Annotated in this window: 17 protein-coding genes, 2 tRNA genes and 3 rRNA genes; 10 read left to right on the forward strand and 12 right to left on the reverse strand. The window is 55.5% G+C overall.

The window, feature by feature from the left end; genetic code table 11:
• Positions 1-8: 8 nt before the first annotated feature.
• Complete coding sequence (gene smrA / locus ASQ50_RS03570; RefSeq protein WP_058090357.1) at positions 9-590, reverse strand: DNA endonuclease SmrA; 582 nt, start codon at positions 588-590, stop codon at positions 9-11.
• Positions 591-787: 197 nt separating this feature from the next.
• Here smrA and ASQ50_RS03575 point away from each other — a divergent pair, with 197 nt between their 5' ends.
• The 9 genes from ASQ50_RS03575 (at position 788) to ASQ50_RS03615 (ending at position 13,066) form a co-directional block, all read left to right on the forward strand.
• Positions 788-2,704 (forward strand): putative nucleotidyltransferase substrate binding domain-containing protein, encoded by a 1,917-nt coding sequence (locus ASQ50_RS03575; RefSeq protein ID WP_058090358.1) that lies wholly within the window; start codon positions 788-790, stop codon positions 2,702-2,704.
• A gap of 14 nt (positions 2,705-2,718) precedes the next feature.
• A complete protein-coding gene (locus tag ASQ50_RS03580) occupies positions 2,719-3,426 on the forward strand; it encodes a PolC-type DNA polymerase III (RefSeq protein ID WP_058090359.1) in 708 nt (235 codons plus the stop codon).
• 210 nt (positions 3,427-3,636) lie between these two features.
• A complete protein-coding gene (locus ASQ50_RS03585; RefSeq protein WP_058090360.1) occupies positions 3,637-3,900 on the forward strand; it encodes a DUF4212 domain-containing protein in 264 nt (87 codons plus the stop codon).
• Positions 3,901-3,906: 6 nt separating this feature from the next.
• The gene (locus ASQ50_RS03590; RefSeq protein ID WP_058090361.1) at positions 3,907-5,676 is read left to right on the forward strand and encodes a sodium:solute symporter family protein; all 1,770 of its coding nucleotides are present in this window, start codon (positions 3,907-3,909) and stop codon (positions 5,674-5,676) included.
• 103 nt (positions 5,677-5,779) lie between these two features.
• Positions 5,780-6,286 carry a hypothetical protein gene (locus ASQ50_RS03595; protein ID WP_058090362.1) on the forward strand — a complete coding sequence of 169 codons (507 nt, stop codon included), beginning with the start codon at positions 5,780-5,782 and terminating at the stop codon, positions 6,284-6,286.
• Between the two features lie 27 nt (positions 6,287-6,313).
• Positions 6,314-9,832, forward strand: coding sequence for a PAS domain-containing hybrid sensor histidine kinase/response regulator (locus ASQ50_RS03600; protein WP_058090363.1), 3,519 nt, complete (start codon positions 6,314-6,316; stop codon positions 9,830-9,832).
• Positions 9,829-11,472 (forward strand): response regulator, encoded by a 1,644-nt coding sequence (locus ASQ50_RS03605; RefSeq protein ID WP_058090364.1) that lies wholly within the window; start codon positions 9,829-9,831, stop codon positions 11,470-11,472. The genes ASQ50_RS03600 and ASQ50_RS03605 overlap by 4 nt, the downstream gene beginning before the upstream one ends.
• Positions 11,469-12,149, forward strand: coding sequence for a sensor histidine kinase (locus tag ASQ50_RS03610; RefSeq protein ID WP_058090365.1), 681 nt, complete (start codon positions 11,469-11,471; stop codon positions 12,147-12,149). Before ASQ50_RS03605 ends, ASQ50_RS03610 begins: the two co-directional genes overlap by 4 nt.
• 164 nt (positions 12,150-12,313) lie before the next feature.
• Positions 12,314-13,066 (forward strand): response regulator, encoded by a 753-nt coding sequence (locus ASQ50_RS03615; RefSeq protein WP_058090366.1) that lies wholly within the window; start codon positions 12,314-12,316, stop codon positions 13,064-13,066.
• Between the two features lie 57 nt (positions 13,067-13,123).
• Here the strand turns inward: ASQ50_RS03615 and rrf are convergent.
• The 9 genes from rrf to ASQ50_RS03660 form a co-directional block, all read right to left on the reverse strand.
• Positions 13,124-13,237, reverse strand: a 5S ribosomal RNA gene (gene rrf, locus ASQ50_RS03620).
• 106 nt (positions 13,238-13,343) lie between these two features.
• Positions 13,344-16,235: ribosomal RNA gene (locus ASQ50_RS03625) — 23S ribosomal RNA — on the reverse strand.
• Between the two features lie 297 nt (positions 16,236-16,532).
• Positions 16,533-16,608: transfer RNA gene (locus tag ASQ50_RS03630), tRNA-Ala, on the reverse strand.
• A 96-nt stretch (positions 16,609-16,704) separates the two neighbouring features.
• Positions 16,705-16,781, reverse strand: a tRNA-Ile gene (locus ASQ50_RS03635).
• A gap of 111 nt (positions 16,782-16,892) precedes the next feature.
• A 16S ribosomal RNA gene (locus ASQ50_RS03640) occupies positions 16,893-18,433 on the reverse strand.
• Together the 16S, 23S and 5S rRNA genes with 2 tRNA genes alongside form the textbook arrangement of a ribosomal RNA operon.
• A gap of 496 nt (positions 18,434-18,929) precedes the next feature.
• Positions 18,930-20,132, reverse strand: a complete 1,203-nt coding sequence (purT, locus tag ASQ50_RS03645) for a formate-dependent phosphoribosylglycinamide formyltransferase (protein WP_058090200.1) — start codon at positions 20,130-20,132, stop codon at positions 18,930-18,932.
• Positions 20,133-20,154: 22 nt separating this feature from the next.
• The gene (locus ASQ50_RS03650) at positions 20,155-20,337 is read right to left on the reverse strand and encodes a DUF1289 domain-containing protein (RefSeq protein WP_058090201.1); all 183 of its coding nucleotides are present in this window, start codon (positions 20,335-20,337) and stop codon (positions 20,155-20,157) included.
• A gap of 2 nt (positions 20,338-20,339) precedes the next feature.
• On the reverse strand, positions 20,340-20,867 hold the full coding sequence (locus ASQ50_RS03655; protein WP_058090202.1) for a gamma carbonic anhydrase family protein: 528 nt from the start codon (positions 20,865-20,867) through the stop codon (positions 20,340-20,342).
• Positions 20,868-20,884: 17 nt separating this feature from the next.
• Complete coding sequence (locus tag ASQ50_RS03660) at positions 20,885-21,466, reverse strand: NUDIX hydrolase (protein ID WP_058090203.1); 582 nt, start codon at positions 21,464-21,466, stop codon at positions 20,885-20,887.
• Between the two features lie 95 nt (positions 21,467-21,561).
• Here ASQ50_RS03660 and ASQ50_RS03665 point away from each other — a divergent pair, with 95 nt between their 5' ends.
• Complete coding sequence (locus ASQ50_RS03665) at positions 21,562-22,110, forward strand: NUDIX hydrolase (RefSeq protein WP_058090204.1); 549 nt, start codon at positions 21,562-21,564, stop codon at positions 22,108-22,110.
• Here the strand turns inward: ASQ50_RS03665 and ASQ50_RS03670 are convergent, their stop codons facing one another.
• Together ASQ50_RS03670 and purL are read right to left on the reverse strand one after the other, a co-directional pair.
• On the reverse strand, positions 22,111-22,422 hold the full coding sequence (locus ASQ50_RS03670; protein ID WP_058090205.1) for a YqfO family protein: 312 nt from the start codon (positions 22,420-22,422) through the stop codon (positions 22,111-22,113).
• A 435-nt stretch (positions 22,423-22,857) separates the two neighbouring features.
• A complete protein-coding gene (gene purL / locus ASQ50_RS03675; protein ID WP_058090206.1) occupies positions 22,858-26,763 on the reverse strand; it encodes a phosphoribosylformylglycinamidine synthase in 3,906 nt (1,301 codons plus the stop codon).
• Positions 26,764-26,796 lie beyond the last annotated feature (33 nt).

Below are 26,796 nucleotides of genomic sequence, written 5' to 3' on the forward strand. Positions count from 1 at the left end.
TCCCTTGATCACCGGCTGCCATGCAATTCCCTGTTATTCTGTTTGTCCCTGTCGCTCTTGCGAACCATGACATAGACCGCACCGGTTCCACCATGGTGTTTCTGGGCCGAGTGAAAGGCCAGTACACTGTCCAGTTCCGGCAGCCACTTCGCCAGGTAGCTTTTCAACTGGGCAATGCCATCGGGGTTGCGCTCACCCTTGCCATGCAGAATGATGACTGAACGCAAGCCGTAGCGCACGCAATCGTTGATAAACGCAAAAACCTCCCGGCGGGCTTCTTCAACGGTCATCCGATGTAAATCCAGCCTGGCCTCGATAGGGTATTGGCCAAGCCGGAGCTTGCGGAACACACCATGCTGAATGCCAGGGCGCATCCAGCTCAGCACGTCATGGGCGGTTAGCGGCTCAACCATGTCCGAGGTCAGCGGGTTCAGGTCTCGAACCGGCTTTTCAACCGCCGCTTTCTGCCGCTCCAGATGTCCGGGCGTCAGCTCCCTGGGGGCCGACACTTCAGCCCTGTTGGGCTTGCGGATTCGCCGGACATCCTTCATCTCTTCAAGAAACGCCAGGCGTTCATCTTTACTGGTCATGAGCTATCTGTTTCTGGATTGACGAATGTCAGAACTCTACCACCGTGCCGGGCTACCATAAAGAAAAGCCCTCAGACACGTTTCGACCAAAATCGTAGGGCATAACATGGCTCCGCTGAACTACACTGCAAGCGGATAACAATAATTACGGAACAGCGGCGAAGGCCGACCAACTCCGACCCAAGACGGATTGCGACATGGCAGCAGCGAACCAGGACACATCGCGCCCCCAGAACACACGGGCCATCATGACATTTCTGCGGGAACATGCACCTTTCTCCAGCATGGATGACACCCACCTGGCCCATTTCGCTGAACATGCCACCCTGAGATTCTACGCCGATGAAGACGTGGTGCTGTCGCCGGATGACGGCGTGGTAAAGCGCTTTTACATCGTGAAACAGGGCCGCATCCGGGGCGAACGCCACAACGAAAAAGAAGATCGGGCAGAAACCACCTTCGAAATCAGCCAGGGCGAATGCTTTCCGCTCGCGGCACTGATTGGCGAGCGCCCTACCCGTACCCTACACCGGGCCTCCGGAGACACCTTCTGCCTGAGCATTGAACAAAAAGCCTTCATCACTCTGTTCTCCGAAAGCGAACCCTTCCGGGATTTCTGCCTGCGCGGCGTCAGCAGCCTGCTGGATCAGGTCAACCAGCGCATCCAGTCCAAGGCGATGGCCTCCATTGGGTCCAGCAATAGCCTGGATACCCCGCTTGAGCGTTACGCTCTGCGCAACCCCATCGTTTGCTCGCCCGACCTGCCAGTGCGCAAGGCAGTGGCCCGCATGCACGAGAACAATGTCGGCAGTATCATCATTACGGATGACAACCGCCACCCCAAGGGCATATTCACCTTGCGCGATTTACGCACCATGATTGCCGAGGAACGAGGCCCTCTGGACACCCCTATCCGGCAGGTCATGACGGCAGATCCCTGCTGTTTACCCGCAACGGCCGATGCTTTTGAAGCAGCCATGTTGATGGCCGAGCACCACTTTGCACACCTGTGTGTGATCGATGAGGAAAACCATCTGATCGGGGTGGTCTCCGAGCGGGACCTGTTCTCCCTCCAGCGCGTGGACCTGGTCAACCTGGCCCGGACTATCGGCACTGCCACCCACCTCCGTACCCTGGTCAGCCTGCGCACCGACGTTTCCCGCCTGGTGGATTCCATGCTGGCCCACGGCGCGGACTCCGGGCAGGTGGTCAAGATCATTACCACGCTCAACGATGTAACCGTCCGGCGGGTACTGGAATTGAACCTGAAGAAAAACGATCCGGGTATCCCTTTCACCTGGCTGACCTTTGGCAGCGAAGGCCGGCAGGAGCAAACCCTGCTGACCGACCAGGACAACGGCATTCTGTTCGAGACGCCCGAGGGCATGACCGAGGACCAGGTCCGGGAAAAATTGCTGCCGTTCGCGCGCAAGGTGAACGACGAATTGGCGGAGTGTGGCTTCACCCTGTGTAAAGGCAACATCATGGCAAGCAATCCGAAACTGTGTCTGAGTGATCGGGAATGGGATGACTGGTTCGTTCGATTCATCGATGCCTCCACACCCCAGAATCTGGTGTACTCGTCCATCTTCCTCGACATGCGCTCGGTATTCGGGCCAACGGAACCGTTGCACCGATTGCTGGAGAAAGTTCTGGACAGGATTCGCAAGAATGCCCTGTTCCAGAAGATGCTGGCGGGCAATGCGCTGCAACGTAAACCACCGCTCACCATGTTCAGAAATTTTCGATATCTGAAAGACGAGAAAAAGCATTCCCTCGACCTGAAACGGCAAGGCCTGGCGCCTTTTGTTGAATCGGTTCGGGTGTTCGCCCTGGCTCATGGGGTGGAAGCGGCCAATACGCTGGAGCGAATGGACGCCCTGTCCCGCAAGGGGGTGTTTGATGCCAAGGATGCAAACGCCTGGAAAGAGGCGTATAGCCTGATCCAGGCCATCCGTATGCGCGCCCACCAGGAGATGCTGGACAGGGGCGACGAACTGACCAACTACATTGATCCGGACGACCTGAACCCACTCGACCGCCGTATCTTGCGGGAGTCTTTCCGTCAGGCGCAAAGGCTGCAGCAGAAACTGGAAGTCACTTACCAACTCTAGGTACCGGAAACACCATGCTCGACTACATCAAGCAATGGCTGGCCCAGCGTAGAGGCGGCGTTACCGGTCACCACGACCCGGACAATCTGCCCAGCCCGAAAACGGTGAGTGACCAGCCGCTGTCCCGTTGCCGTCTGATTGTGCTGGACCTTGAGACCACCGGACTGAATGCTTCGAAAGATGAAGTCATCGCCATCGGCGCTGTGGCTATTGAAGGCGGAGTCATTCACCTGAATGATCAGTTTGATCTGATCCTGCGACGGCCGGAGCTCGATATCCGTGAAACCGTGCTGATCCACGGTATCGGGCCTGAGGCCCTGACCCAGGGCCACGAAACCGAAGATGCCCTGCTCTATCTCCTGGAGTGGATGAACGGCGACCCAATCCTTGCTTACCACTCCGCGTTCGACCAGAAATTCCTCGAAAAAACCCTGAAAGCCCAGCTTGGCTACACCGTCCCGCACGTCTGGATGGATGTTGCCGAACTGCTACCGGCGATATTCCCGAAAGCGGAAACCAAGGGGCGCAGCCTCGACCACTGGGCCGACTTTTTCAAACTCGAAGTCAGTGAACGACATCACGCTGCCGCCGATGCCCTGGTGACCGCAGAACTGACGCTCATGGCCCTCAACCGGGCGCAAAAAAATGGCGTCAAGAACCTGAAAGAACTGGCTGAAAAGCTGCATTATCAGCGCCGTTTACAGAACATGCACCGATTCTGACAACCCGCTTTGGCGCCTGATGTCCTTGACCAATTACAAGGCAAGTTACTGAGAGTTAGACCATTTGCCAATATCCATAATTCCATTGACCAGTAAAGTCGGAGAAGACAACAAGTCGGAGAAGTACTACATGAATAATAAATTCTCTATCCGCAACACCCCACAAGTAATCCACCCAACCTCCACAACAACAATACAGGAGTGATGTGTATGTCAGGTCATAGCTACGACGCTGAAAACTACTGGAAGGCGAACCTGCGCCTGATATTTGGGAGCCTGATTATCTGGGCCCTGGTATCCTATGGCTTCGCCATTCTGCTACGTCCCATGCTGGCGGGAATTCCGGTCGGCGGCACCGATCTCGGTTTCTGGTTCGCTCAGCAAGGCTCCATTCTTACCTTCATTGCCCTGATCTTCTTCTATGCCTGGCGCATGAACAAGATCGACGAGCAATTCGGCGTACATGAGGAGTAAGACACCATGAGCCAATTTGCAATCAACCTGCTTTTCGTCGGGGGTTCCTTCCTCCTGTATATCCTGATTGCTGTGTGGGCGAAAGCCGGCAGCACCAGCGATTTCTACGTTGCCGGCGGCGGCGTTCACCCGGTCACCAACGGTATGGCGATCGGCGCCGACTGGATGTCTGCAGCGTCCTTCATTTCCATGGCGGGCCTCATCGCCGCCGGTGGCTATGCAAACTCGACATTCCTGATGGGCTGGACCGGCGGCTACGTCCTGCTGGCCATGCTGCTGGCTCCTTACCTGCGTAAGTTCGGCAAGTTCACGGTTCCCGAGTTCATTGGCGACCGTTACTACAGCGCCAACGCACGCTTGGTCGCCGTTATCTGTCTGATCGTTGCCTCCGTCACCTACGTTATCGGCCAGATGGCCGGTGCCGGCGTTGCCTTCTCCCGCTTCCTGGAAGTAGACGCTACCAACGGCCTGATGATCGCAGCGGTTGTGGTCTTTATCTACGCCGTACTGGGTGGCATGAAAGGCATCACCTACACCCAGGTTGCCCAGTACTGCGTACTGATCATTGCCTACACCATTCCGGCAGTGTTCATCTCCCTGCAACTGACCGGCAACCCGATCCCGATGTTCGGTATGTTCTCAACCCATACCGAATCCGGTCTGCCGCTGCTTGAAAAGCTGAACTTGGTGGTCACCGACCTTGGCTTCCGGGAATACACCGCGGACATCGACAATAAACTGAACATGGTTCTGTTTACCCTGTCGCTGATGATCGGTACGGCGGGCCTGCCCCACGTCATCATCCGCTTCTTCACCGTTCCCAAGGTAGCTGACGCTCGCTGGTCCGGCGGCTGGGCACTGGTCTTTATTGCCCTGCTGTACCTGACCGCTCCGGCTGTTGCTTCCATGGCGCGTCTGAACCTGATGACCACCATCTATCCGGAGGGCACTGCAGCCGAGCCCATCGAGTACGATGCGCGCCCTGCCTGGATTGCCACCTGGGAAGAAACCGGCCTGATCAAGTTCGAAGACAAGAACAACGATGGTCGCATCCAGGTGTATAACGACGGCAATGCCGATTTCGCAGCCACCGCCGCTGAGCGCGGCTGGGAAGGCAACGAGCTGTCCGTTAACAACGACATCCTGGTACTGGCCAACCCGGAAATTGCCAACCTGCCCGGCTGGGTTATTGGTCTGATTGCTGCCGGTGGTCTGGCTGCGGCTTTGTCCACTGCGGCAGGTCTGTTGCTGGCCATTTCCTCGGCGGTGAGTCACGACCTGATCAAAGGCCGAATCAACCCCAACATCACCGATAAAGGCGAACTGTTGGCGGCACGGATCTCCATGGCCGTTGCCATCGTGGTGGCGACATGGCTCGGTGCCAATCCGCCCGGGTTCGCGGCACAGGTGGTCGCTCTGGCCTTCGGTATCGCTGCCGCCTCCCTGTTCCCGGCGCTGATGATGGGCATTTTCTCCAAGCGCGTGAACAACGTGGGCGCAACCCTGGGTATGTTGGCCGGTCTGATCTTCACCCTGGTCTACATCTTCATCTACAAGGGCTGGTTCTTCATTCCGGGAACCAACAACCTGCCGGATACCGCCGAGTTCTGGGTACTGGGTATTTCCCCGCTGTCCATCGGTGCGGTTGGTGCTCTGGTCAACTTTGCGGTAGCCTTCGGGGTATCGAAAGTGACCGCCGAGCCGCCTGTTGAAATCCAGGAGCTGGTCGAGAGCGTCCGTTACCCACGCGGTGCCGGTAGCGCTCAAGACCACTAAGCTGAAAGACAACCTGATTCATTGAAACTAATGACGGGTTGAGACCGAACGGGCTTCCTCACTGAGGGAGCCCGTTCTTTTTTGAGTTAAGGAATCCAATCCTATGTTCTGGACTTTTGTTGCCACCATTGTTTGCGGTCTCGGGGCCGCAGGCATCGCCATGGGCATTCGCGCCGCCACCGCAAAGCGTGCACCGCGATGGATCATTCCAGTGTTTGCAGGCGCCGGCATGCTCGGCTACCTTGTTTATGGCGAATACACTTGGTATGACCACAAGCGATCACTGCTCCCTGAAGAGGCGGTTGTCGTGGCGACTGAGCAGGAGAAGATCTTTTTCCGCCCCTGGACCTTCATATTCCCCTACGTCACCGCCTTCTCCACCGTCGACACCAGTGATTTCCGTCGGGATACCAGCGACGGCGATATTGTTCGCTTCACCCTCTACCGTTTTGAGCAAACCGTGACAGACGCAGTGTCACACCGGGCTCACCTGATCCATTGCCAGAGCCGGGAGCTGGTTCCGTTGGGTTCAGATGGGGTTCCACGGGTAGACAATATGAAGTTGCTGACCGCCAACGATCCTCTATACAGAACCGTGTGCGGTAACTGACATCGGATAACCGGATAACAACAAAGCATGATTAGCGCCTGGCTGCTGATAGTTATATCCATTAGCTACATTTCCCTGTTGTTTGTCATTGCCTGGGCTGGCGACCGACACCCGGGATTGTATCGACGCAGGCTGGCGCGAACCCAGATCTACGCTCTATCACTGGCCGTCTACTTTACCTCCTGGACATTCTACGGTGCCGTTGGGCGCGCCACCCAGGAAGGCTTTGCCTTTCTCCCCATCTACCTGGGGCCGCTGCTGGTCTTCCTGTTCTTTGCACCGCTGCTGCGGCGTATTATTTACATCAGCAAACGCAACAACAGCACCTCCATCGCCGATTTTATTGCTTCCCGTTACGGCAAGTCCCAGGTGCTGGCGGCCATGGTGGCTATTTTTGCCCTGATTGGCAGCGTTCCCTACATCGCTCTGCAACTCAAAGCTATTGCGCTGGGCTTTAACGTACTGACAGAAGGGGGTACCGGCTATCAGGAACTGAGCACCGCTGCCTGGAACGATTCCGCCTGGTACATCACCCTGGCGCTGGCGGTCTTTACCGTGTTATTCGGCACCCGACACCTTGAATCAACCGAGCATCATCGAGGCATGATCCAGGCGGTCGCCTTTGAATCACTGATCAAACTGGTGGCCTTCATCGCCGTTGGTCTGTTTGTGGGCTACGGCCTTTATAATGGTTTTGGCGACCTTTTCAGCCAGGTAAAACAGGCCGACCTGGTCGGCACCCTGACCACCAACTCCCTTGAGACACCAGCCTTTCTCACTCAAACACTGGTCGCCATGCTGGCGATCGTGTGCCTGCCCCGACAATTTCACGTCATGGTCGTGGAAAATGCCGATCACCGTGATTTTGAAACAGCGCGTTGGGCCATGCCGATCTACCTGGTCATTGCCAGCGCCTTTGTGCTGCCCATTGCAGCTGCCGGACTATTGAACTCAGACCTCGCCGGCGGTGATCCCGACATCATCATCCTGCAACTGCCCATCGTTGCGGGTGAGCAATGGCTGGCCGTGCTCGCCTTCCTCGGCGGCGGCTCAGCCGCAGCCGCCATGGTCATTGTCTGTTCTGTGGCCATTGCCACCATGGTCAGCAACGAAATCATCATGCCCGGGCTGTTGCGTTTTTTCCGGCCCGGCATGAACCGCAGGACCGACTTGAGTTTCCTTCTGCTCACCATTCGCCGGGTGGCCATCTTTGTCGTGCTGTTTACCGCCTATGGTTTTTACCGGATGGCGGGCGCCGATTACAGCCTCACCGCTTTCGGCCTGCTCTCGTTTGCCGCCGCTGCCCAATTTGGGCCGGCCCTTGTGGGCGGCATCATCTGGCGGCGCGGCAACTTTACCGGGGCAGCCTGGGGTCTCGGTCTTGGCTTCCTGATGTGGTGTTATACCCTGCTGCTGCCAGCCCTGGTGTCCACCGGCTGGATTGCTGACACGCTGATCGAACAGGGGCTGTTTGGCCTCAACTGGACCCGCCCGACGGCCCTCTTCGGTTCTGAGCTGGACCAGATCAGTCACGGCATCATCTGGAGCCTTGGCATAAACACCGGCACCTATATTCTGTTGTCACTGTTAACCCGGCAGCGCATCCGCGAACGAATCCAGATTGCCGCCTTCTTCCATGAAGCCCAGCCAAAACCGGAAAGCGCACAACATCAGAGCTGGCAGGGTGAGGTCCTGACCTCCGATCTCCAGGCCCTGACCGATCGATTCATGGGTGAAGAGCGTTCCGAGAGTGTCTTTCGCAATTACGAGCGTCGCAACGCCATCAGACTGTACCCGCACCGGCCAGCCTCTACCCACCTGATGAAATACATCGAGCGCCAACTGGCCTCGGTTATTGGTGCATCCACCGCCCGTGTGGTCCTGGAGTCCACCCTGACCGGTAGGGATATGCAGATCGAAGATGTCGTCAGCATCGTTGATGAAGCGTCCCAGGCCATGACCTTCAGCCGCGAACTGCTGCAATCCGCCATCGAGAACATCAGTCTGGGTGTATCGGTGGTCAACCATCAACAGCAGTTGGTGGTGTGGAATCATCGCTACCTGGAGCTGTTTAATTACCCCAAAGGATTTGTCCGGGTTGGCCGGCCGGTGGAAGACCTGATGCGCTACAACCTGACCAATGCCAATCTGTCAGCCCGGAGGATCGATGACATCATCGACAACCGCTGCAACAGCATGCGCGAGGGTAAACCCATGTCCTACGAACGCCAGCGCCCGGATGGCACCGTGGTCCGAGTGGATGGCAGCCCCATCCCCGGGGGTGGCTATGTCACCACATTCCAGGACATTACAGCCATGCGTCGTACCGAGCAGGCCTTGAAGGAAACCAATATCTACCTGGAGCAACGAGTGCGGGAGCGTACTCAGGAACTGCAGGTCATCAACGAGCAGATGCTGAAAGCAAAATCGGTCGCGGAACAGGCCAACCAGAGCAAAACCCGCTTTCTTGCGTCGGCCAGCCATGACCTTCTTCAACCATTGAATGCGGCACGACTGTTCACCTCCGCCCTGTCAGGCAAGGTTATTGAGGGTGATACCCGTGAACTGGTTGAGCACATCGACAGCTCACTTGGCGCGGCTGAAGAGATCATCAGCACCTTGCTCGATATCTCCAAGCTGGACGCCGGGGCACTGGAGCCAGATATCGGCGTTTTCCCGGTCAACGAACTGCTCCGCCACCTGGCAACGGAGTTCTCTGCTATCGCCAAAGACCAGGAATTGGACCTGCATGTTGTTCCCAGCAGCGCCTGGGTACGATCAGACGTCAAGTTGCTACGCCGGGTAGTCCAGAACTTCCTGTCCAACGCCATTCGCTACACGGCCAGTGGCAAGATATTGATGGGCTGCCGTCGGCTCAAAGGCTACCTGCGAATTGAGGTCTGGGACACCGGCCCCGGAATGTCCGAAGACCAGCTCACCCATGTCTTCGAAGAGTTCCGGCGTTTCCAGCACGGCCGCGACAAGAAGGGCCTGGGCCTGGGCCTGGCCATTGTCGACCGCATCAGCGGCATGCTGAACCACCCGGTCACCGTACACTCGGTGCAGGGTAAAGGGAGCGTCTTCGGTATCACCGTACCACTTGCGCCGCCAGACCTGAGCCGCGCAGAGTCCAATAAACCCGCCTCCAGCACCAGGCGGGTATCCAGTCTGGGTGGCTTGCATGTTCTGTGTATCGATAACGATCCAGCCATACTTCAGGGTATGGTCGCGTTACTGGGTAATTGGAAGTGTGATGTGACAGCAGCCGAAAGCCTCGAAGACGCCCTGGAAAAACTGGCAGACCGCTTACCGGATATTATACTTGCCGATTATCAGCTTGATGATAACCGCAATGGGCTGGATGCCATGGACAGCATCAGAGACAAACTTGGCCATGGCATACCGGGCATCCTGATTACCGGTTATATGGCGCCGGAGGTGCGCGAAGACGCTGGAAACCGCGGCTATCAGGTTCTCTACAAGCCGGTTAAACCGGCGGCACTGAGAGCGCTTGTCAACAAACTACTGAAACAGAAGCGCGCATGAATCAGACCGACAAGAAAGACACGATCAACCCCTTTGGAAAACTCACGTTCCTGGTGGTTGATGATTTCGAGAATTTCCGTCTATCGATGCGCCAGATGCTCAGAAGCTGCGGCGCAGACAAAATCGAGTTGGTGGCCCACGCCACCCCGGCCATCCAGTACTGCACCTACAACCACGTGGATGTTGTCCTGTGCGACTACAACCTGGGGGAAGGCAAAAACGGCCAGCATATTCTTGAAGAGCTCAGACACAAGAAGCTTCTTAGCCGCTCCTCCCTGTTCTTGATGGTGACCGCCGAAACGTCCAAAGAGATGGTCATGGGCGCCCGTGAATACCAGCCTGATGCGTACCTGACCAAGCCGCTGAACCGCGCCATGCTGGAGAAGCGCCTTGGCGCTCTGGTTCAGCAACGCAACGCCTTGCTACCGATTACCCGTGAAATGGATCGGGAGAACTACCCTGAGGCCATTTCGCAATGCCTGCAGCTTCTGCCCAAACAGCCAAGGTACAAAACCTGGCTGATGAAAACCCTGGGCGAACTGTATTCCATCGTCGGCGATCTGTCACATGCCCTGAAAGTGTACGACGAAGTACTTGCGCAGCGGGAGCTTTCCTGGGCTCGACTGGGCCGTTGCAAGGTATTGTTGGGTAACAGAAACTTTGACGACTCTGTGGAAGGCTTGAAAGCACTGATCGCCAAACACCCGGATTACATGGAAGCCTACGACCTGTTGGCTGAAGGGCTGGAAAAACAAGGCAAAGCAACACAAGCCCAGCAGATCCTGGAAAAAGCCGCAGAACATTCACCAAACGCCCTGCTCCGCCAGAAACACCTGGCGCAACTAGCCACAACCAACCAGGACATAGACACCGCCTCACAGGCCTGGCGGCAGACTGTGACGCTGGGAACCTATTCGATTCACGATAACTCCGAGCATTACCTGTCGCTGGCCCAGAGCCTCTCCGATCTCAGCGAAGGGCATCCGGACGCCGAAGGTGCGGAACATGCGGCAGAGGCGCTGAACGTGCTGTCTAAGATGGAAAAGCGTTTCTCCGACGACGACAGCATTGCCCTGAAAAGTCGTATCGTGCAATGCCGGGTTCACGCCGGACAGGGCAACCAGAACGCCGCAGAAAAGCTGCTGGGCGACTTACGGGCAGAATTGGAAGAGCTGGAAGACATCCCGGCAGATCTAGGCCTCGATTATGCCAAGACCCTGTTCAGGTTGGGGCGTGATGAAGAGGCTAAGTCGCTGCTGTCGGATCTGGCGGCCCGTTACGGTGACAACCCAGAAACTCTACAGAAAATTGAAAACCTCCTCGATGAACCCGTTGGCTTCCGCCAGAAAATAGAAGCCCGTGGTTACAACCGGGACGGTATCAAAGCATTCGAATCCGGCGATCTGGACGGTGCAGTGGAGGCTTTCAACCGAGCCCTGGCGATCGTACCGGATCATGCCGCCCTGAATCTTAACCTGATCCAGGTGTTACTGCGAAAGTATGATCAGGCTCCTGACGATCATAGCCTGCTCACTCGCTGTCAGGAATGCCTCAGGCGGCTCGAAGGTCTGCCTGAACAACACAGACAGCACCGCCGTTACAGTGCACTGGCCAGAAAACTGAAAGGACTGACTGCATGACTGACCACAATATCGACTTTTCAATGGTACTGGCGTCAGCCGTGCATGACATGAAAAACTCCCTGGGCATGCTGCTGAACACCCTTGATGAACTCCGCACCGAACATGAAGAGTCACTGTCCGGCTCCAGCAAGTTCAATATGCTGCAGTACGAGGCCGAACGCATGCACAATGACCTTGTGCAGCTGCTGGGTATCTATCGGCTGGGTGAGAACAATCTGTCAGCCCATATCGACGAACACTTCGTACCGGATTTTCTCTCCGAACATATGGCTAGACACGTTCCCCTGCTTGATGGCCTGGGCATCGATTACGCCATCGAAGCCGATGACATTAATGGTTTCTTCGACGACGATCTGCTTACCGGGGTGCTTAACAACACCATCAATAACGCTATCCGTTATACCAAAACCAGGATTCGCCTGACCGCCCGGGAACAGGATGGCTACCTTGTGCTTGGTGTGGAAGATGACGGCACAGGCTATCCGGAAAGCATGCAACATACCGGAACGCTCAGCTTCAAATCCCTCGACTTCAATAGTGGTAGTACAAGCCTCGGTCTTTTCTTCGCGTCTTCCGTGGCCAAGCTGCATACGGAAGGAGACCGCACCGGCTCGATAAAGCTGCACAATGGTGGAAAATATGGCGGCGGGGTGTTTGAAATCTGGCTGCCCTGATCGTGCCCTCCTCAAAAATCAAATGAGCGTCGCAAAACAGACTCTCTGGCTCCCTCGCCCCTGTTTATTTTTTGAACTCCGCTTATAGTGCGACAAGCAATCCTGCATTACCAATGCAGCTACAGAATCGTGATGGCGGAGCAAGGACAGGGAGCACACATACAATGGCACGGGCGCACGCACTGATTATCGAAGATTCGTCAACTGCCAGGATCATCCTGGCCCGACTCCTCGAACGATCAGGCATCAGTAGCAAAGGAGTCTCAACTGCAGAGGAAGCATTCTCGCTACTCCAGCACGAGTCCTATGACGTTATCTTTCTGGATCACCTTTTACCGGGCATGAACGGATTCCAGGCTCTGGAACAACTCAAAAGCCAGCCTCACACACGCGACATACCTGTTTTCATGTACACCTCACAGAACGCCGAGCGCTACATTGATGAAGCAAAGACCCTTGGCGCTGCCGGAGTTATTCGTAAGCAGATTGATCGAGAGCAGCTGCAGAAAACTCTGGATACCTTACTGGTAAACAGCCCGGAACCCGAGTACAGCGAAGCTTTCAGAATTGCTGTGGAGGAAACTGGCAGAACAGCACAGGAGAATACCGAGCAGGCTACCCGTAAACTCACCGGTCGGATGTCGACCCTGGAAGTAGCCTATGAAGAGCTTGAGGAAGAATTAAGGGAGCTCAGGCAAGCCAGCGAAAACGCCGAGCGCCAACACACCGATCGTATCAACCGTCAAAGCCGAAGCATCCGATGGCTGATGGTTGCAGCAGTGTTACTGGTCGTAGCGCTGGTATGGGTTAGCAGCTGGCAGGCCAACATCCTGGGCAATCACATTCAGCGTACCAATGAACAATTTGAGTTGATGCACAGCATTGTAGGTGGGGTGATCGAATTGATCAGCCGATAACGGGCCCAAAATAAAAAAGCCCCAGCATCAAGGATGCTGGGGCTTTTGGTATTAAGAGCCTGACGATGACCTACTCTCACATGGGCGAACCACACTACCATCGGCGCTGGTCTGTTTCACTTCTGAGTTCGGGATGGGATCAGGTGGTTCCAGACCGCTATGGTCGTCAGGCAAAACGGATGATCACTGGGAAGGACGAGATGGAACGTGATGTTGATTTCGTTTGAGCGTGGCTTTCGCGTTGCTCTGCGTTATCCGCAATTGTCTTGGGTGTTATATAGTCAAGCCGCACGAGCAATTAGTACTGGTTAGCTCAACGCCTCACAGCGCTTACACACCCAGCCTATCAACGTCCTGGTCTTGAACGGCTCTTCAGGAGGCTCAAGGCCTCAGGGAGATCTCATCTTGGAAGGGGCTTCCCGCTTAGATGCTTTCAGCGGTTATCCTGTCCGAACATAGCTACCGGGCAATGCGTCTGGCGACACAACCCGAACACCAGAGGTTCGTCCACTCCGGTCCTCTCGTACTAGGAGCAGCTTTCCTCAAATCTCCAACGTCCACGGCAGATAGGGACCGAACTGTCTCACGACGTTCTAAACCCAGCTCGCGTACCACTTTAAATGGCGAACAGCCATACCCTTGGGACCGGCTTCAGCCCCAGGATGTGATGAGCCGACATCGAGGTGCCAAACACCGCCGTCGATGTGAACTCTTGGGCGGTATCAGCCTGTTATCCCCGGAGTACCTTTTATCCGTTGAGCGATGGCCCTTCCATACAGAACCACCGGATCACTATGACCTACTTTCGTACCTGCTCGACGTGTCTGTCTCGCAGTCAAGCGGGCTTGTGCCATTACACTAACCGCACGATGTCCGACCGTGCTTAGCCCACCTTTGTGCTCCTCCGTTACGCTTTGGGAGGAGACCGCCCCAGTCAAACTACCCACCACACAGTGTCCTCAACCCCGATAAGGGGCCAGAGTTAGAACCTCAAACATGCCAGGCTGGTATTTCAAGGTTGGCTCCACCGGAACTGGCGTCCCGGGTTCAAAGCCTCCCAGCTATCCTACACAAGCATGCTCAAAGTTCACTGTGAAGCTATAGTAAAGGTTCACGGGGTCTTTCCGTCTAGCCGCGGATACACCGCATCTTCACGGCGATTTCAATTTCACTGAGTCTCGGGTAGAGACAGCGCCCCCATCGTTACGCCATTCGTGCAGGTCGGAACTTACCCGACAAGGAATTTCGCTACCTTAGGACCGTTATAGTTACGGCCGCCGTTTACCGGGGCTTCGATCAAGAGCTTCGCACGAGTGCTAACCCCATCAATTAACCTTCCGGCACCGGGCAGGCGTCACACCCTATACGTCCACTTACGTGTTTGCAGAGTGCTGTGTTTTTAATAAACAGTCGCAGGGGCCTGGTATCTTCGACCGGCTTCCGCTCCACCCGCAGGGGCTTCACGTACACACCGGCGTGCCTTCTCCCGAAGTTACGGCACCATTTTGCCTAGTTCCTTTACCCGAGTTCTCTCAAGCGCCTTGGTATTCTCTACCTGACCACCTGTGTCGGTTTGGGGTACGGTCTCGAATAGCCTGAAGCTTAGAAGATTTTCCTGGAAGCAGGGCATCAATGACTTCGCGCCCGTGGGCACTCGTCGTCGCGTCTCAGGATTGTGGACCCGGATTTGCCTAAGTCCACTCCCTACTCGCTTAAACCGGGACAACCGTCGCCCGGCTCACCTAGCCTTCTCCGTCTCTCCATCGCAGCTATCCAAGGTACGGGAATATTAACCCGTTTCCCATCGACTACACCTTTCGGTCTCGCCTTAGGGGCCGACTCACCCTGCGCCGATTAGCGTTGCGCAGGAACCCTTGGTCTTCCGGCGTGCGGGTTTTTCACCCGCATTGTCGTTACTCATGTCAGCATTCGCACTTCTGATACCTCCAGCATGCTTCTCAACACACCTTCGCAGGCTTACAGAACGCTCCCCTACCCCGCATACAATGTATGCAGCCGCAGCTTCGGTGACCAGTTTGAGCCCCGTTACATCTTCCGCGCAGGCCGACTCGACTAGTGAGCTATTACGCTTTCTTTAAAGGATGGCTGCTTCTAAGCCAACCTCCTAGCTGTCTGAGCCTTCCCACATCGTTTCCCACTTAACTGGTACTTTGGGACCTTAGCTGGCGGTCTGGGTTGTTTCCCTCTTCACGACGGACGTTAGCACCCGCCGTGTGTCTCCCGGATAGTACTCACAGGTATTCGGAGTTTGCATCGGGTTGGTAAGTCGAGATGACCCCCTAGCCGAAACAGTGCTCTACCCCCTGTGGTATTCGTCCGAGGCGCTACCTAAATAGCTTTCGGGGAGAACCAGCTATCTCCGGGCTTGATTAGCCTTTCACTCCGATCCACAAGTCATCCCCTGGCTTTTCAACGACAGTGGGTTCGGTCCTCCAGTGCCTGTTACGGCACCTTCAACCTGCTCATGGATAGATCGCCCGGTTTCGGGTCTATGCCCAGCGACTAATTCGCCCTATTCAGACTCGGTTTCCCTACGGCTCCCCTAAACGGTTAACCTCGCCACTGAACATAAGTCGCTGACCCATTATACAAAAGGTACGCCGTCACAGAACAAGTCTGCTCCGACTGCTTGTACGCATACGGTTTCAGGGTCTATTTCACTCCCCTCACAGGGGTTCTTTTCGCCTTTCCCTCACGGTACTGGTTCACTATCGGTCAGTCAGGAGTATTTAGCCTTGGAGGATGGTCCCCCCATGTTCAGTCAACGTTTCTCGTGCGCCGACCTACTCGATTTCACTGGACTCAGGTTTCGGATACGGGGCTATCACCCACTATGGCGGCACTTTCCAGAGCCTTCTCCTACCAGTTGTCCAGCTTAAGGGCTGGTCCCCGTTCGCTCGCCGCTACTTAGGGAATCTCGGTTGATTTCTTTTCCTCGGGGTACTTAGATGTTTCAGTTCCCCCGGTTCGCCTCTTACACCTATGGATTCAGTGTAAGATACCTAGCCGAAACTAGGTGGGTTTCCCCATTCAGAGATGTCCGGATCACAGCTCGTTTGCCAGCTCCCCGAACCTTATCGCAGGCTTCCACGTCTTTCATCGCCTCTGACTGCCAAGGCATCCACCGTATGCGCTTAGTTGCTTGACTATATAACCCCAAGACAACTGATCACGATTCAACATCCTTCACCAGGCAAGCCTGATAAAGAACCCTGTTTCGAGACAGCCACTTGAAGCAATAGAACAACCACTTCAACGACAACACCGGATAACGCTTGAAATCGCTATCACTTTGAACAGTTTCTCTCGGAGATAATGAGAGAAATCTATTCGTGTTCTATCTCGTCCAATTTGTTAAAGAGCAAATCTGACCCAGTGATCAGAAAGGAAGGCTTCATCGATATGAAACATTCGTTTCTGTACACTGACTTTCGTCAGTAAAGTTTGGTGGAGCTAGGCAGGATCGAACTGCCGACCTCCTGCGTGCAAGGCAGGCGCTCTCCCAGCTGAGCTATAGCCCCAAGAAGCTATCTACAAGAATTTTGCTGATCTAGGCGTCGAAGTGCGCCGCATAGCCTGCTATGCAAGTGCTTCGACAACGACGAGCAGCGAAATTCTGGTGGGTCTGGGTGGACTTGAACCACCGACCTCACCCTTATCAGGGGTGCGCTCTAACCACCTGAGCTACAGACCCGGTTTTGCTTGTCTTAGAACAAGCCAAGTCGGGCCTGAAAGACCCTTTTGCTCTCTTTATTAGCCAACCAAGTAATTCGTGTGGACTCTGACCGAAGCATTCGGCTTCGTTTAAGGAGGTGATCCAGCCGCAGGTTCCCCTACGGCTACCTTGTTACGACTTCACCCCAGTCATGAACCACACCGTGGTAATCGTCCTCCCGAAGGTTAGACTAACTACTTCTGGTGCAATCCACTCCCATGGTGTGACGGGCGGTGTGTACAAGGCCCGGGAACGTATTCACCGCGACATTCTGATTCGCGATTACTAGCGATTCCGACTTCACGGAGTCGAGTTGCAGACTCCGATCCGGACTACGACGCGTTTTAAGGGATTGGCGCACTCTCGCGAGTTGGCAGCCCTCTGTACGCGCCATTGTAGCACGTGTGTAGCCCTGGCCGTAAGGGCCATGATGACCTGACGTCATCCCCACCTTCCTCCGGTTTGTCACCGGCAGTCTCCCTGGAGTTCTCAGCATTACCTGCTAGCAACCAGGGATAGGGGTTGCGCTCGTTACGGGACTTAACCCAACATCTCACGACACGAGCTGACGACGGCCATGCAGCACCTGTCTCAGAGTTCCCGAAGGCACCAATCCATCTCTGGAAAGTTCTCTGGATGTCAAGGCCAGGTAAGGTTCTTCGCGTTGCGTCGAATTAAACCACATGCTCCACCGCTTGTGCGGGCCCCCGTCAATTCATTTGAGTTTTAACCTTGCGGCCGTACTCCCCAGGCGGTCAACTTAGTGCGTTAGCTGCGCCACTAAGACTTCAAGAGTCCCAACGGCTAGTTGACATCGTTTACGGCGTGGACTACCAGGGTATCTAATCCTGTTTGCTCCCCACGCTTTCGCACCTCAGTGTCAGTGTTGGTCCAGGTAGCCGCCTTCGCCACTGGTGTTCCTTCCTATATCTACGCATTTCACCGCTACACAGGAAATTCCACTACCCTCTACCACACTCTAGTCAGACAGTTCGAAATGCCGTTCCCAGGTTAAGCCCGGGGCTTTCACATCTCGCTTATCAAACCACCTACGCGCGCTTTACGCCCAGTAATTCCGATTAACGCTTGCACCCTCCGTATTACCGCGGCTGCTGGCACGGAGTTAGCCGGTGCTTCTTCTGTGAGTAACGTCAATCCCAAAGGGTATTAACCTTTGAGCCTTCCTCCTCACTGAAAGTGCTTTACAACCCGAAAGCCTTCTTCACACACGCGGCATGGCTGGATCAGGGTTGCCCCCATTGTCCAATATTCCCCACTGCTGCCTCCCGTAGGAGTTCGGGCCGTGTCTCAGTCCCGATGTGGCTGATCATCCTCTCAGACCAGCTACGGATCGTCGCCTTGGTAGGCCTTTACCCCACCAACTAGCTAATCCGACTTAGGCTCATCCAGTAGCGCAAGGTCCGAAGATCCCCTGCTTTCTCCCGTAGGACGTATGCGGTATTAATCCGGGTTTCCCCGGGCTATCCCCCACTACTGGGCAGATTCCTAAGCATTACTCACCCGTCCGCCGCTCGTCAGCGGGGTGCAAGCACCCCCTGTTACCGCTCGACTTGCATGTGTTAAGCCTGCCGCCAGCGTTCAATCTGAGCCATGATCAAACTCTTCAGTTTAAATCATACAAGAACCCGTAAGCTCTTAATTCTTGCTCAAGACAAAACTCAATTTCGACGAGTCACTGTCCTGATATTTCGTATCCGAAATACCTCGGCCAGCGCCCACACGAATTACTTGGTTAACTTTTTAAAGAGCGTTTGAGCTGTTGCTCAATCAAGGCCGCGTATTCTACATCGTTCCGCCACCCTGTCAACCGTTTATTTTTCGCTGTTTCCGCTTCCGAAAACCGCCGAAAAACTGCCCGGCTTACTGCTTGTTTCGAGGCGCGCATTCTACACTGAACCGCTTCCCTGTCAACCGCTTTCTGAAGAATCTTCAAAACATTTTCTTCAGCGCTTTCAAGCAGTTATCACTAAGGTTTTGCCTCTTCTCAGTGGCCAGCCCCTCAAGCGAGATGCGCATTCTACAGACCTCTGCTGAGGAGTCAACGGGGTCTTTGAACTTTTTTTAGAAAGCCGTTTTCCAGTCCACCGACACCCCTCATCCAGCCACTCAGTTTAGCTCCACTTTAACCTGCTGCGCTACCTTGATCGCACGTTGGCGAGCCTCTTCTATCGTGCGCCCTTTTGCAAGGGCCACACCCATACGCCGACGCCCCTTCAATTCCGGCTTACCGAACAGACGAACCTGAGTATCAGGCTCTGACAGGGCATGCTCCAGCCCGGAGAATACCACGTTACCGGAATCTCCCTCCGGCAGGATGACCGCCGAGGCGGTTGGGCCCTGCTGGCGAATGGCAGGAATGGGCATACCCAAAATGGCGCGGGCATGCAGCGCGAACTCTGAAAGGTCCTGGGACATCAAGGTGACCAGGCCAGTATCGTGGGGTCTGGGAGAAACCTCCGAAAACCATACCTGGTCGTCCTTAATGAACAACTCAACACCATAGATACCGTAGCCACCCAGATTCTCGACCACCGCCCGAGCAATCTCGGTTGCTCGCGCAAACGCGGCATCGGACATAGGGTGTGGCTGCCATGACTCACGGTAATCGCCGTCTTCCTGCCTGTGACCAATCGGATCACAGAATGAAACACCATCGCGATGCTTCACTGTCAGCAGCGTTATTTCATAATCGAAGTCCACAAAGCCTTCGACGATTACCCTACCCTTACCAGCCCGTCCACCGGTTTGGGCATATTCCCAGGCAGCTTCTACCTCCGCTGCACTCTTCACCGTACTCTGACCTTTACCGGACGAGCTCATAACCGGCTTCACCACCAATGGCAACCCGACCTCATCAATGGCGGCCAGATACTCTTCCCGGGTACCGGCAAAACGGTACTTTGATGTACTTAGCCCAAGCTCCTCAGCCGCGAGCCGGCGAATGCCCTCTCGATTCATGGTCAGGTTAACCGCCCGGGCGGTGGGCACCACGTTGTAACCTTCTTCTTCCAACCGAACCAGCTCAGCGGTGGCAATTGCCTCAATCTCCGGAACGATCAGGTCCGGCTTCTCCGCTTCAATGATGGCGCGCAACGCTGAACCATCCAGCATATCGATAACGTGGCTCCGATGCGCAACCTGCATGGCAGGCGCATTCTCGTATCGGTCGACTGCAATCACCTCTATGCCGAAACGTTGCAGCTCTATAACAACCTCTTTACCGAGCTCTCCGGCGCCGCAAAAAAGCACACGGGTGGCCGATGGCTTCAGAGGCGTGCCGATACGCACCGTTCTATTTGAACCAGTCATATAGTTTGATGTCCTGTTACTGTCAGAGTGCGACCTGCTTTTCCCGTTCCGCCACTTTGCGCAGAACCTCTCGTCGCTCGTCATTACTCATGGTGGTCCAGCGGAGGATTTCATCTCCTGTGCGCTGGCAACCGATACAAATGTCATTTTCGTCCAGCGCGCAAACATTCACGCACGGCGATCGAACCTTGTCGGCCACCTTCATCTTCAGATATCCACCTTGGTCAGTGTCGCCAGGTAGCGCTCGGCATTTTTTACATAGTGCATTGCGCTGAGCTCAAGCATCTTTTTCTGGTTATCGTTGAGTTCGCGGCGAATTTTCCCCGGAGAGCCCACCACCATCGAGCCATCTGGTACCTCCATACCCTCCGGAATCAACGTGTTTGCTCCAATCAGGCAGTGTTTGCCAATCTTCGCGCCGTTCAGAATCACCGCATTGATCCCAACCAGGGAGTAGTCGCCGATCTGGCATCCGTGCAGCATGGCTTTGTGGCCAACCGTCACCCCACGCCCCAGGGTTAGCGGAATGCCCGGGTCGGTATGCAGTACTGAGCCATCCTGTACGTTCGTTTCGGGGCCGATCGTAATCAGTTCGTTATCACCACGAATGACAACATTGAACCAGATACTCGATTTTTCCATCAGCTTTACGCGCCCGATCACCGTGGCGTTGTGGGCGACAAACTGGCCATCGCCTTCCTTTTCTGGCTGATATTGATCAATTCTGTAAAACATCAATCTCTCCGGCTAGTTCAACGGGGTGGCTCGAGAATATCGATTCCGGCATCGTACACAGCATTCAGAAAATCGACCAGCACCACCGCCGACAACCCCCATATCTGATACTGCTGCCAACGATAGCAGGGCACGTACAGAGTGCTGTTCAGAAAACTGAGCGTGTCGGTACGCTCCCTTTGATCTTCCAGGAACCAGGAGATCGGAACACGGAAGACACTTTCGATCTCGTGGGGGTTTGGCTCCAGGGGATGATCGCCTGGCACAACGCCCACGTATGGAGTGACAAGGATACGGTGCAGCGACATAACCTGGCTTAACGGCGCAATGACTTTTACCTGATCCGGGGGCAGACCGATTTCTTCGTGGGTTTCACGCAGTGCGGTTGCAATCAGGGAGGCGTCGTCAGGATCCCGCTTGCCGCCAGGATAGGCCACCTGCCCCCGATGCGTTTTGAGGTTGGATGACCTCAGGGTAAAAATCATCTCCGGATCACGCTCGTTATCCGTAATAGGCACCAGGATACCGGCTTCAGGGTAGTCCAGTGCCAGTTGTCTGGGCGCGTAATTCGACAATCGCTCGGTTAACAGGTCTTGCACTCTTTACTCCGGCAACTTCCTGATATTGAGTGAGACACAGGCAGTCCGGATCGTTAAACTGACTACCAACGGACACTCAGTATACGGGGAAAACGATGAAGTATTGCAGCACTTGCGGCCAACCGGTTGAGCAACGCATTCCTGAGGGCGACAATCGGCACCGTTATGTTTGCATAAGCTGCGAGACCATACATTACCAGAACCCACGGATTGTTGCCGGTACGGTTCCAGTGTGGGAGGGCAGGATCCTGCTGTGTCGCAGAGCCATCGAACCCCGGTATGGCTATTGGACTCTGCCAGCAGGCTTCATGGAAAACGCGGAAACGACGATAGAAGCGGCAGCCCGGGAAACCCGTGAAGAAGCACTGGCGGAAGTGAACATTCAGGGGCTCTACTCCATCATTGATGTACCGCACATCAACCAGGTCCACATGTTCTACCGTGCCACACTCAAAGACGGTCTATTCGGCGCCGGAGAAGAATCCCTGGAATCAAAGCTGTTCGAACCCGGCGATATTCCCTGGGATGAGATATCTTTCCCCACGGTGCGCAAGACGCTTGAGCTGTTCCTTGCGGATATGAAGTCTGAATCCTACAACGTCCATGTCACCGATATTCGCCACCCAATGGCGAAAAAAGCCTGATCAGAACGTTTCAAGGCGATACACCTCATAGGCGGGCTCCTCGTAAGGATGGGCCTGCTTGAGTGCATCGACGGCAGGCTTGATAAGCTCGTCGCTGCACACCAGTTCCACCTTGAATTCCCTAACACGCTCAAGCTCTCCCTGGCTTCCCAGAAACGGATCGCTCCCCGCCAGGGGGCGGAACTGCCCCTCGCCTTCGCACTGCCATGCACAGCTGTCGTAATCACCGATTTTTCCCGCGCCAACATCAAATAATGCCTGCTTGGTTTGCTCAATATGGCTCGCCGGTACGAAGTAGCAAAGCTTGTACATAGTCACCCTCAAATTGGTCAACTTTTATCCGGAACAAGGCATTACAAACTTACCCACAGAATCTGTGGATAACTCTGGGGAAAGTTTTTGGGAATCCGCCTCCAACCCCCACAGTTACTGACCTCCCCTCAAATTGGCGACAAAATCGCCCATTTGTTTTTATTTATATTTTTCAATGCCTTACAGCCTTCGACCAAAAAATGAACGCAATTCTTGGACTTTGTTCACAGTTCAGCCAGCAAAGCACCAAGAATGTGCATAAAGTTCTCCAGTCAAGGCCTTGACTGACAAATTTCAGAACTTTTTAGCGATTTTATTTGCTCACTTTTTGCGCAGCAAGCCTCATCATTGAGCACAAAAAAACCGGTCCGAGAAATGCCCCGTCAGGGACACTCTGCAGACCGGTTTCCACCACGCCTGGATTGGCTGATGTAATCAGCCAATCCAGCGCCGAGCATTTCTGAACATGCGAATCCAGGGACCATCTTCCTGCCAGCCATCAGGCCGCCAGGAATGCTGCACCGCCCGGAATACCCGCTCTGGGTGCGGCATCATGATGGTCACCCGGCCATCCCGGGAAGTAACACCAGTGATGCCAGCCTCTGAACCGTTCGGGTTATAGGGATACCGCGTGGTCTGCTGACCCCGGTTGTCCACATATCGCATGGCCACCAACTCGTTGTCCGCAAGCGACTGAGCTGAATTACCAGAGGCAAACTCCACTCGCCCCTCACCGTGGGCAACGGCAATCGGCATGCGGGAGCCGGCCATGCCATCAAGGAACGCAGACGGTGACGGCGCCACTTCCACCATGACCAGACGGGCCTCAAACTGTTCGGACTGGTTACGCACAAAACGCGGCCAGCCTTCGCTTCCCGGAATCAGTTCATGCAGATTGGAAAGCATCTGACAACCATTGCAGACGCCCAACGCAAGGGTGTCCTGACGGTTGAAGAAGGCCGCAAACTGATCACGCACCCGGTCATTGAACAGAATGGACTTCGCCCAGCCCTCGCCAGCGCCCAGCACATCGCCGTAGGAGAAACCACCACAGGCAACCAGGCTCTGGAACGCCTCCAGCGTAATGCGGCCAGACAACAGGTCGCTCATATGAACGTCTATCGCCTCGAACCCAGCCCGATCAAACGCCGCGGCCATTTCAACCTGACCGTTAACGCCCTGCTCCCGAAGCACCGCAACTTTCGGCCGTGCACCGGCATTGATAAATGGCGCCGCAACGTCTTCATTGATATCGAATGCAAGATCGACGCTCAGCCCCGGATCGCTCTCATCCAGCAGGTTGTCAAATTCCTCCTGGGCGCAGTCCGCGTTATCCCGCAGGGACTGAATTTGGTAACTGGTTTCCGCCCACAGCCGCTGTAGTTCACTGCGGGATTCATCCACCACAGTGTCACCGCCGAATGTCAGGCGCACACGGTCCTTGTCATTCAGTGTGCCCACAACACTGGTATGGTCGCCCAGGCCGGCGGCCGAGAACTGCTGCAGGACAAAACTGGTGTCGTCACGGCGAACCTGGATCACAGCGCCCAGTTCCTCGTTGAACAGTTCACGGGCAAACTGGGAGCTGTCTTCAGCAAGACCATCCAGTTTGATGTCCAGACCGGTCCGGCCTGCAAACGCCATTTCGGCCAGGGTGACAAACAGACCACCGTCGGAGCGATCATGGTAGGCCAGCAGTTTGCCGTCGGCGTTCAGGCCCTGGACAACTGCAAAGAAAGCCTTGATATCTTCCGGATCATCCAGGTCAGGCGCGACTGCTCCAACCTGACGGTATACCTGCGCAAGCGCCGAGCCACCAAGACGATTCTGGCCTGCGGCCAGATCAATCAGAATAAGGTCTGTTTCACCAGCATCCGATCGCAACTGGGGGGTAAGTGTGCGGGCAACATCGGTTACCGGCGCGAAACCACTGACAATCAGAGACAGCGGTGCGGTCACACTCTTCTGCTCGCCGTTGTCCTCTTCCCAGGTGGTTTTCATCGACATGGAGTCTTTGCCCACGGGAATGGTAATACCCAGGGACGGGCACAATTCCATACCAACGGCTTTGACGGCCTCGTAAAGATTCTCGTCTTCACCGGGGTGACCGGCTGCAGCCATCCAGTTCGCCGACAGGCGAATGTCAGAAAGCTTGCCGATCGCTGCCGCCGCCAGATTGGTAATCACTTCACCGACGGCCATGCGGCCAGAGGCGGGGGCATCTATTACCGCCAGGGGTGTGCGCTCGCCCATGGCCATGGCCTCACCTGTGCGCACGTCGAAGGACGCCGCAGTAACAGCCACATCGCTAACCGGCACCTGCCAGGGACCAACCATCTGATCGCGGGCGACCAGCCCGGTAATGGTGCGGTCACCAATGGTAATCAGGAAGCTCTTGGAGCCCACCGATGGCAAGCGGAGTACGCGTCGAATTGCGTCGTGCAAATCGATCTTGGTGGAATCGAAGATCGGCTTGGTAAACGACGAACGCGCAACGCTGCGATGCATTCTCGGCGGCTTGCCAAACAACACTTCCATTGGCAGGTCGACGGGCTTGTCATCAAAGTAGGAGTCGCCCAGTTCCAGGTGGTGCGACTCGGTAGCTTCACCGATCACGGCATAAGGACAGCGCTCACGACGACAAAGGGCATCGAACAAGTCCAGATTTTCCGGCGCCACAGCCATCACATACCGTTCCTGGGATTCGTTACACCAGATCTCCAGGGGCGACATGCCGGGCTCGTCACTCGGGATATCACGCAATTCGAACTTGCCGCCCCGGCCACCGTCTTTGACCAACTCAGGCATGGCATTGGAGAGACCACCGGCGCCCACATCGTGGATAAAGCAAATTGGGTTGTCCTCCCCCATCTGCCAGCAACGGTCAATCACTTCCTGGCACCGGCGTTCCATCTCCGGGTTGTCCCGCTGAACCGAAGCAAAATCCAGATTTTCGTTGCTGGAACCGGAATCCATAGAGGACGCAGCGCCACCACCAAGTCCGATCAGCATAGAAGGGCCGCCCAGCACAATCAGTTTGGCACCAACCGGGATATTGCCCTTCTCGACGTGATTCTCACGAATGTTACCCAGGCCGCCGGCGATCATGATGGGCTTGTGGTAACCACGCACTTCTTCGCCTGCCGCACCGGGAACCTTCTCTTCAAAGGTCCGGAAGTAACCTGCCAGGTTGGGCCGGCCAAACTCGTTATTGAAAGCGGCACCACCTATAGGACCTTCAATCATGATATCCAGCGGCGAGGCGATCCGTTCCGGCTTGCCATAACCAAACTCCCAGGGCTGCTCGTCGCCCGGAATATTAAGGTTGGAAACGGTAAAGCCGGCAAGGCCCGCCTTGGGCTTGGAGCCACGACCGGTCGCCCCTTCATCACGGATTTCGCCACCGGAGCCTGTCGCAGCACCGGCAAACGGTGAGATAGCCGTCGGGTGGTTATGGGTTTCCACCTTCATCAGTATATGCACTGGCTCCCGGTGATAACGGTAAACGCCGGTTTCCGGCGCCGGGAAGAAACGGCCCGCCTCGCTGCCGGTAATAACTGCAGCGTTGTCCTTATAGGCAGAGAGCACACCTTCGCTGTTCATCTCGAAAGTGTTCTTGATCATGGCAAACAGGGATTTTTCCTGACCTTCGCCGTCAATATCCCAGGAAGCATTAAAGATCTTGTGGCGGCAATGCTCCGAGTTCGCCTGGGCAAACATCATCAGCTCGACGTCGGTGGGGTCACGCTCAAGGTCGGTAAACGCTGTTACCAAGTAATCGATTTCATCGTCCGCGAGGGCAAGGCCCAGGCGCCCGTTTGCTTCAACCAGAGCACTCCGGCCACCAGCCAACACTGGCACCCGTCCCAGTGGCCTGGGCTCGTCATGGCTGAACAGCAACTCTGCCCCGCCCATCTCATGGAACACCTTCTGGGTCATCCGGTCATGCAGCAGAGCGGCGATTTTCTCGCGCTGCTCAAGGCCAAGTTTGCTGGAAGACCGCACGTAGTAGGCAATGCCGCGCTCGATTCTGCGAATCTGCCGCAGGCCACAGTTGCGCGCGATATCGGTGGCCTTACTGGACCAGGGAGAGAGTGTTCCCGGGCGCGGGACCACCAGGAACAGAACACCATCTGGCTGCTCCAGTTCAACGCTGGGCCCGTAAGTCAGAAGGCGATCAAGTATTGCCTGTTCCGAATCGGAAAGGTCGGCATCGAGATCCACAAAGTGCATAAATTCCGCGTATACATGCTCCACATCAGGAACAAGTTTCTGAATGCGGGAGTGCAGCTTTCTGGAACGGAAAGGCGAGAGCGCGGGAGCGCCGCGAAGTTCAAGCATGATATCAACCTGTATCGCGCGAATCGGGGGACG

The organism is Marinobacter sp. LQ44, assembly GCF_001447155.2.
Lineage (GTDB): Bacteria > Pseudomonadota > Gammaproteobacteria > Pseudomonadales > Oleiphilaceae > Marinobacter.

Bases quoted from the DNA above. Each gene is read 5' to 3' on its own strand.
- ASQ50_RS03670 (WP_058090205.1), bottom strand. From the start codon at position 22,422: ATGTACAAGCTTTGCTACTTCGTACCGGCGAGCCATATTGAGCAAACC.
- ASQ50_RS03590 (WP_058090361.1), top strand. From the start codon at position 3,907: ATGAGCCAATTTGCAATCAACCTGCTTTTCGTCGGGGGTTCCTTCCTC.
- ASQ50_RS03605 (WP_058090364.1), top strand. From the start codon at position 9,829: ATGAATCAGACCGACAAGAAAGACACGATCAACCCCTTTGGAAAACTC.
- purL (WP_058090206.1), bottom strand. From the start codon at position 26,763: ATGCTTGAACTTCGCGGCGCTCCCGCGCTCTCGCCTTTCCGTTCCAGA.
- ASQ50_RS03650 (WP_058090201.1), bottom strand. From the start codon at position 20,337: ATGAAGGTGGCCGACAAGGTTCGATCGCCGTGCGTGAATGTTTGCGCG.
- ASQ50_RS03665 (WP_058090204.1), top strand. From the start codon at position 21,562: ATGAAGTATTGCAGCACTTGCGGCCAACCGGTTGAGCAACGCATTCCT.
- ASQ50_RS03585 (WP_058090360.1), top strand. From the start codon at position 3,637: ATGTCAGGTCATAGCTACGACGCTGAAAACTACTGGAAGGCGAACCTG.
- ASQ50_RS03655 (WP_058090202.1), bottom strand. From the start codon at position 20,867: ATGTTTTACAGAATTGATCAATATCAGCCAGAAAAGGAAGGCGATGGC.
- ASQ50_RS03615 (WP_058090366.1), top strand. From the start codon at position 12,314: ATGGCACGGGCGCACGCACTGATTATCGAAGATTCGTCAACTGCCAGG.
- ASQ50_RS03575 (WP_058090358.1), top strand. From the start codon at position 788: ATGGCAGCAGCGAACCAGGACACATCGCGCCCCCAGAACACACGGGCC.
- smrA (WP_058090357.1), bottom strand. From the start codon at position 590: ATGACCAGTAAAGATGAACGCCTGGCGTTTCTTGAAGAGATGAAGGAT.
- ASQ50_RS03580 (WP_058090359.1), top strand. From the start codon at position 2,719: ATGCTCGACTACATCAAGCAATGGCTGGCCCAGCGTAGAGGCGGCGTT.
- ASQ50_RS03610 (WP_058090365.1), top strand. From the start codon at position 11,469: ATGACTGACCACAATATCGACTTTTCAATGGTACTGGCGTCAGCCGTG.
- ASQ50_RS03595 (WP_058090362.1), top strand. From the start codon at position 5,780: ATGTTCTGGACTTTTGTTGCCACCATTGTTTGCGGTCTCGGGGCCGCA.
- purT (WP_058090200.1), bottom strand. From the start codon at position 20,132: ATGACTGGTTCAAATAGAACGGTGCGTATCGGCACGCCTCTGAAGCCA.
- ASQ50_RS03600 (WP_058090363.1), top strand. From the start codon at position 6,314: ATGATTAGCGCCTGGCTGCTGATAGTTATATCCATTAGCTACATTTCC.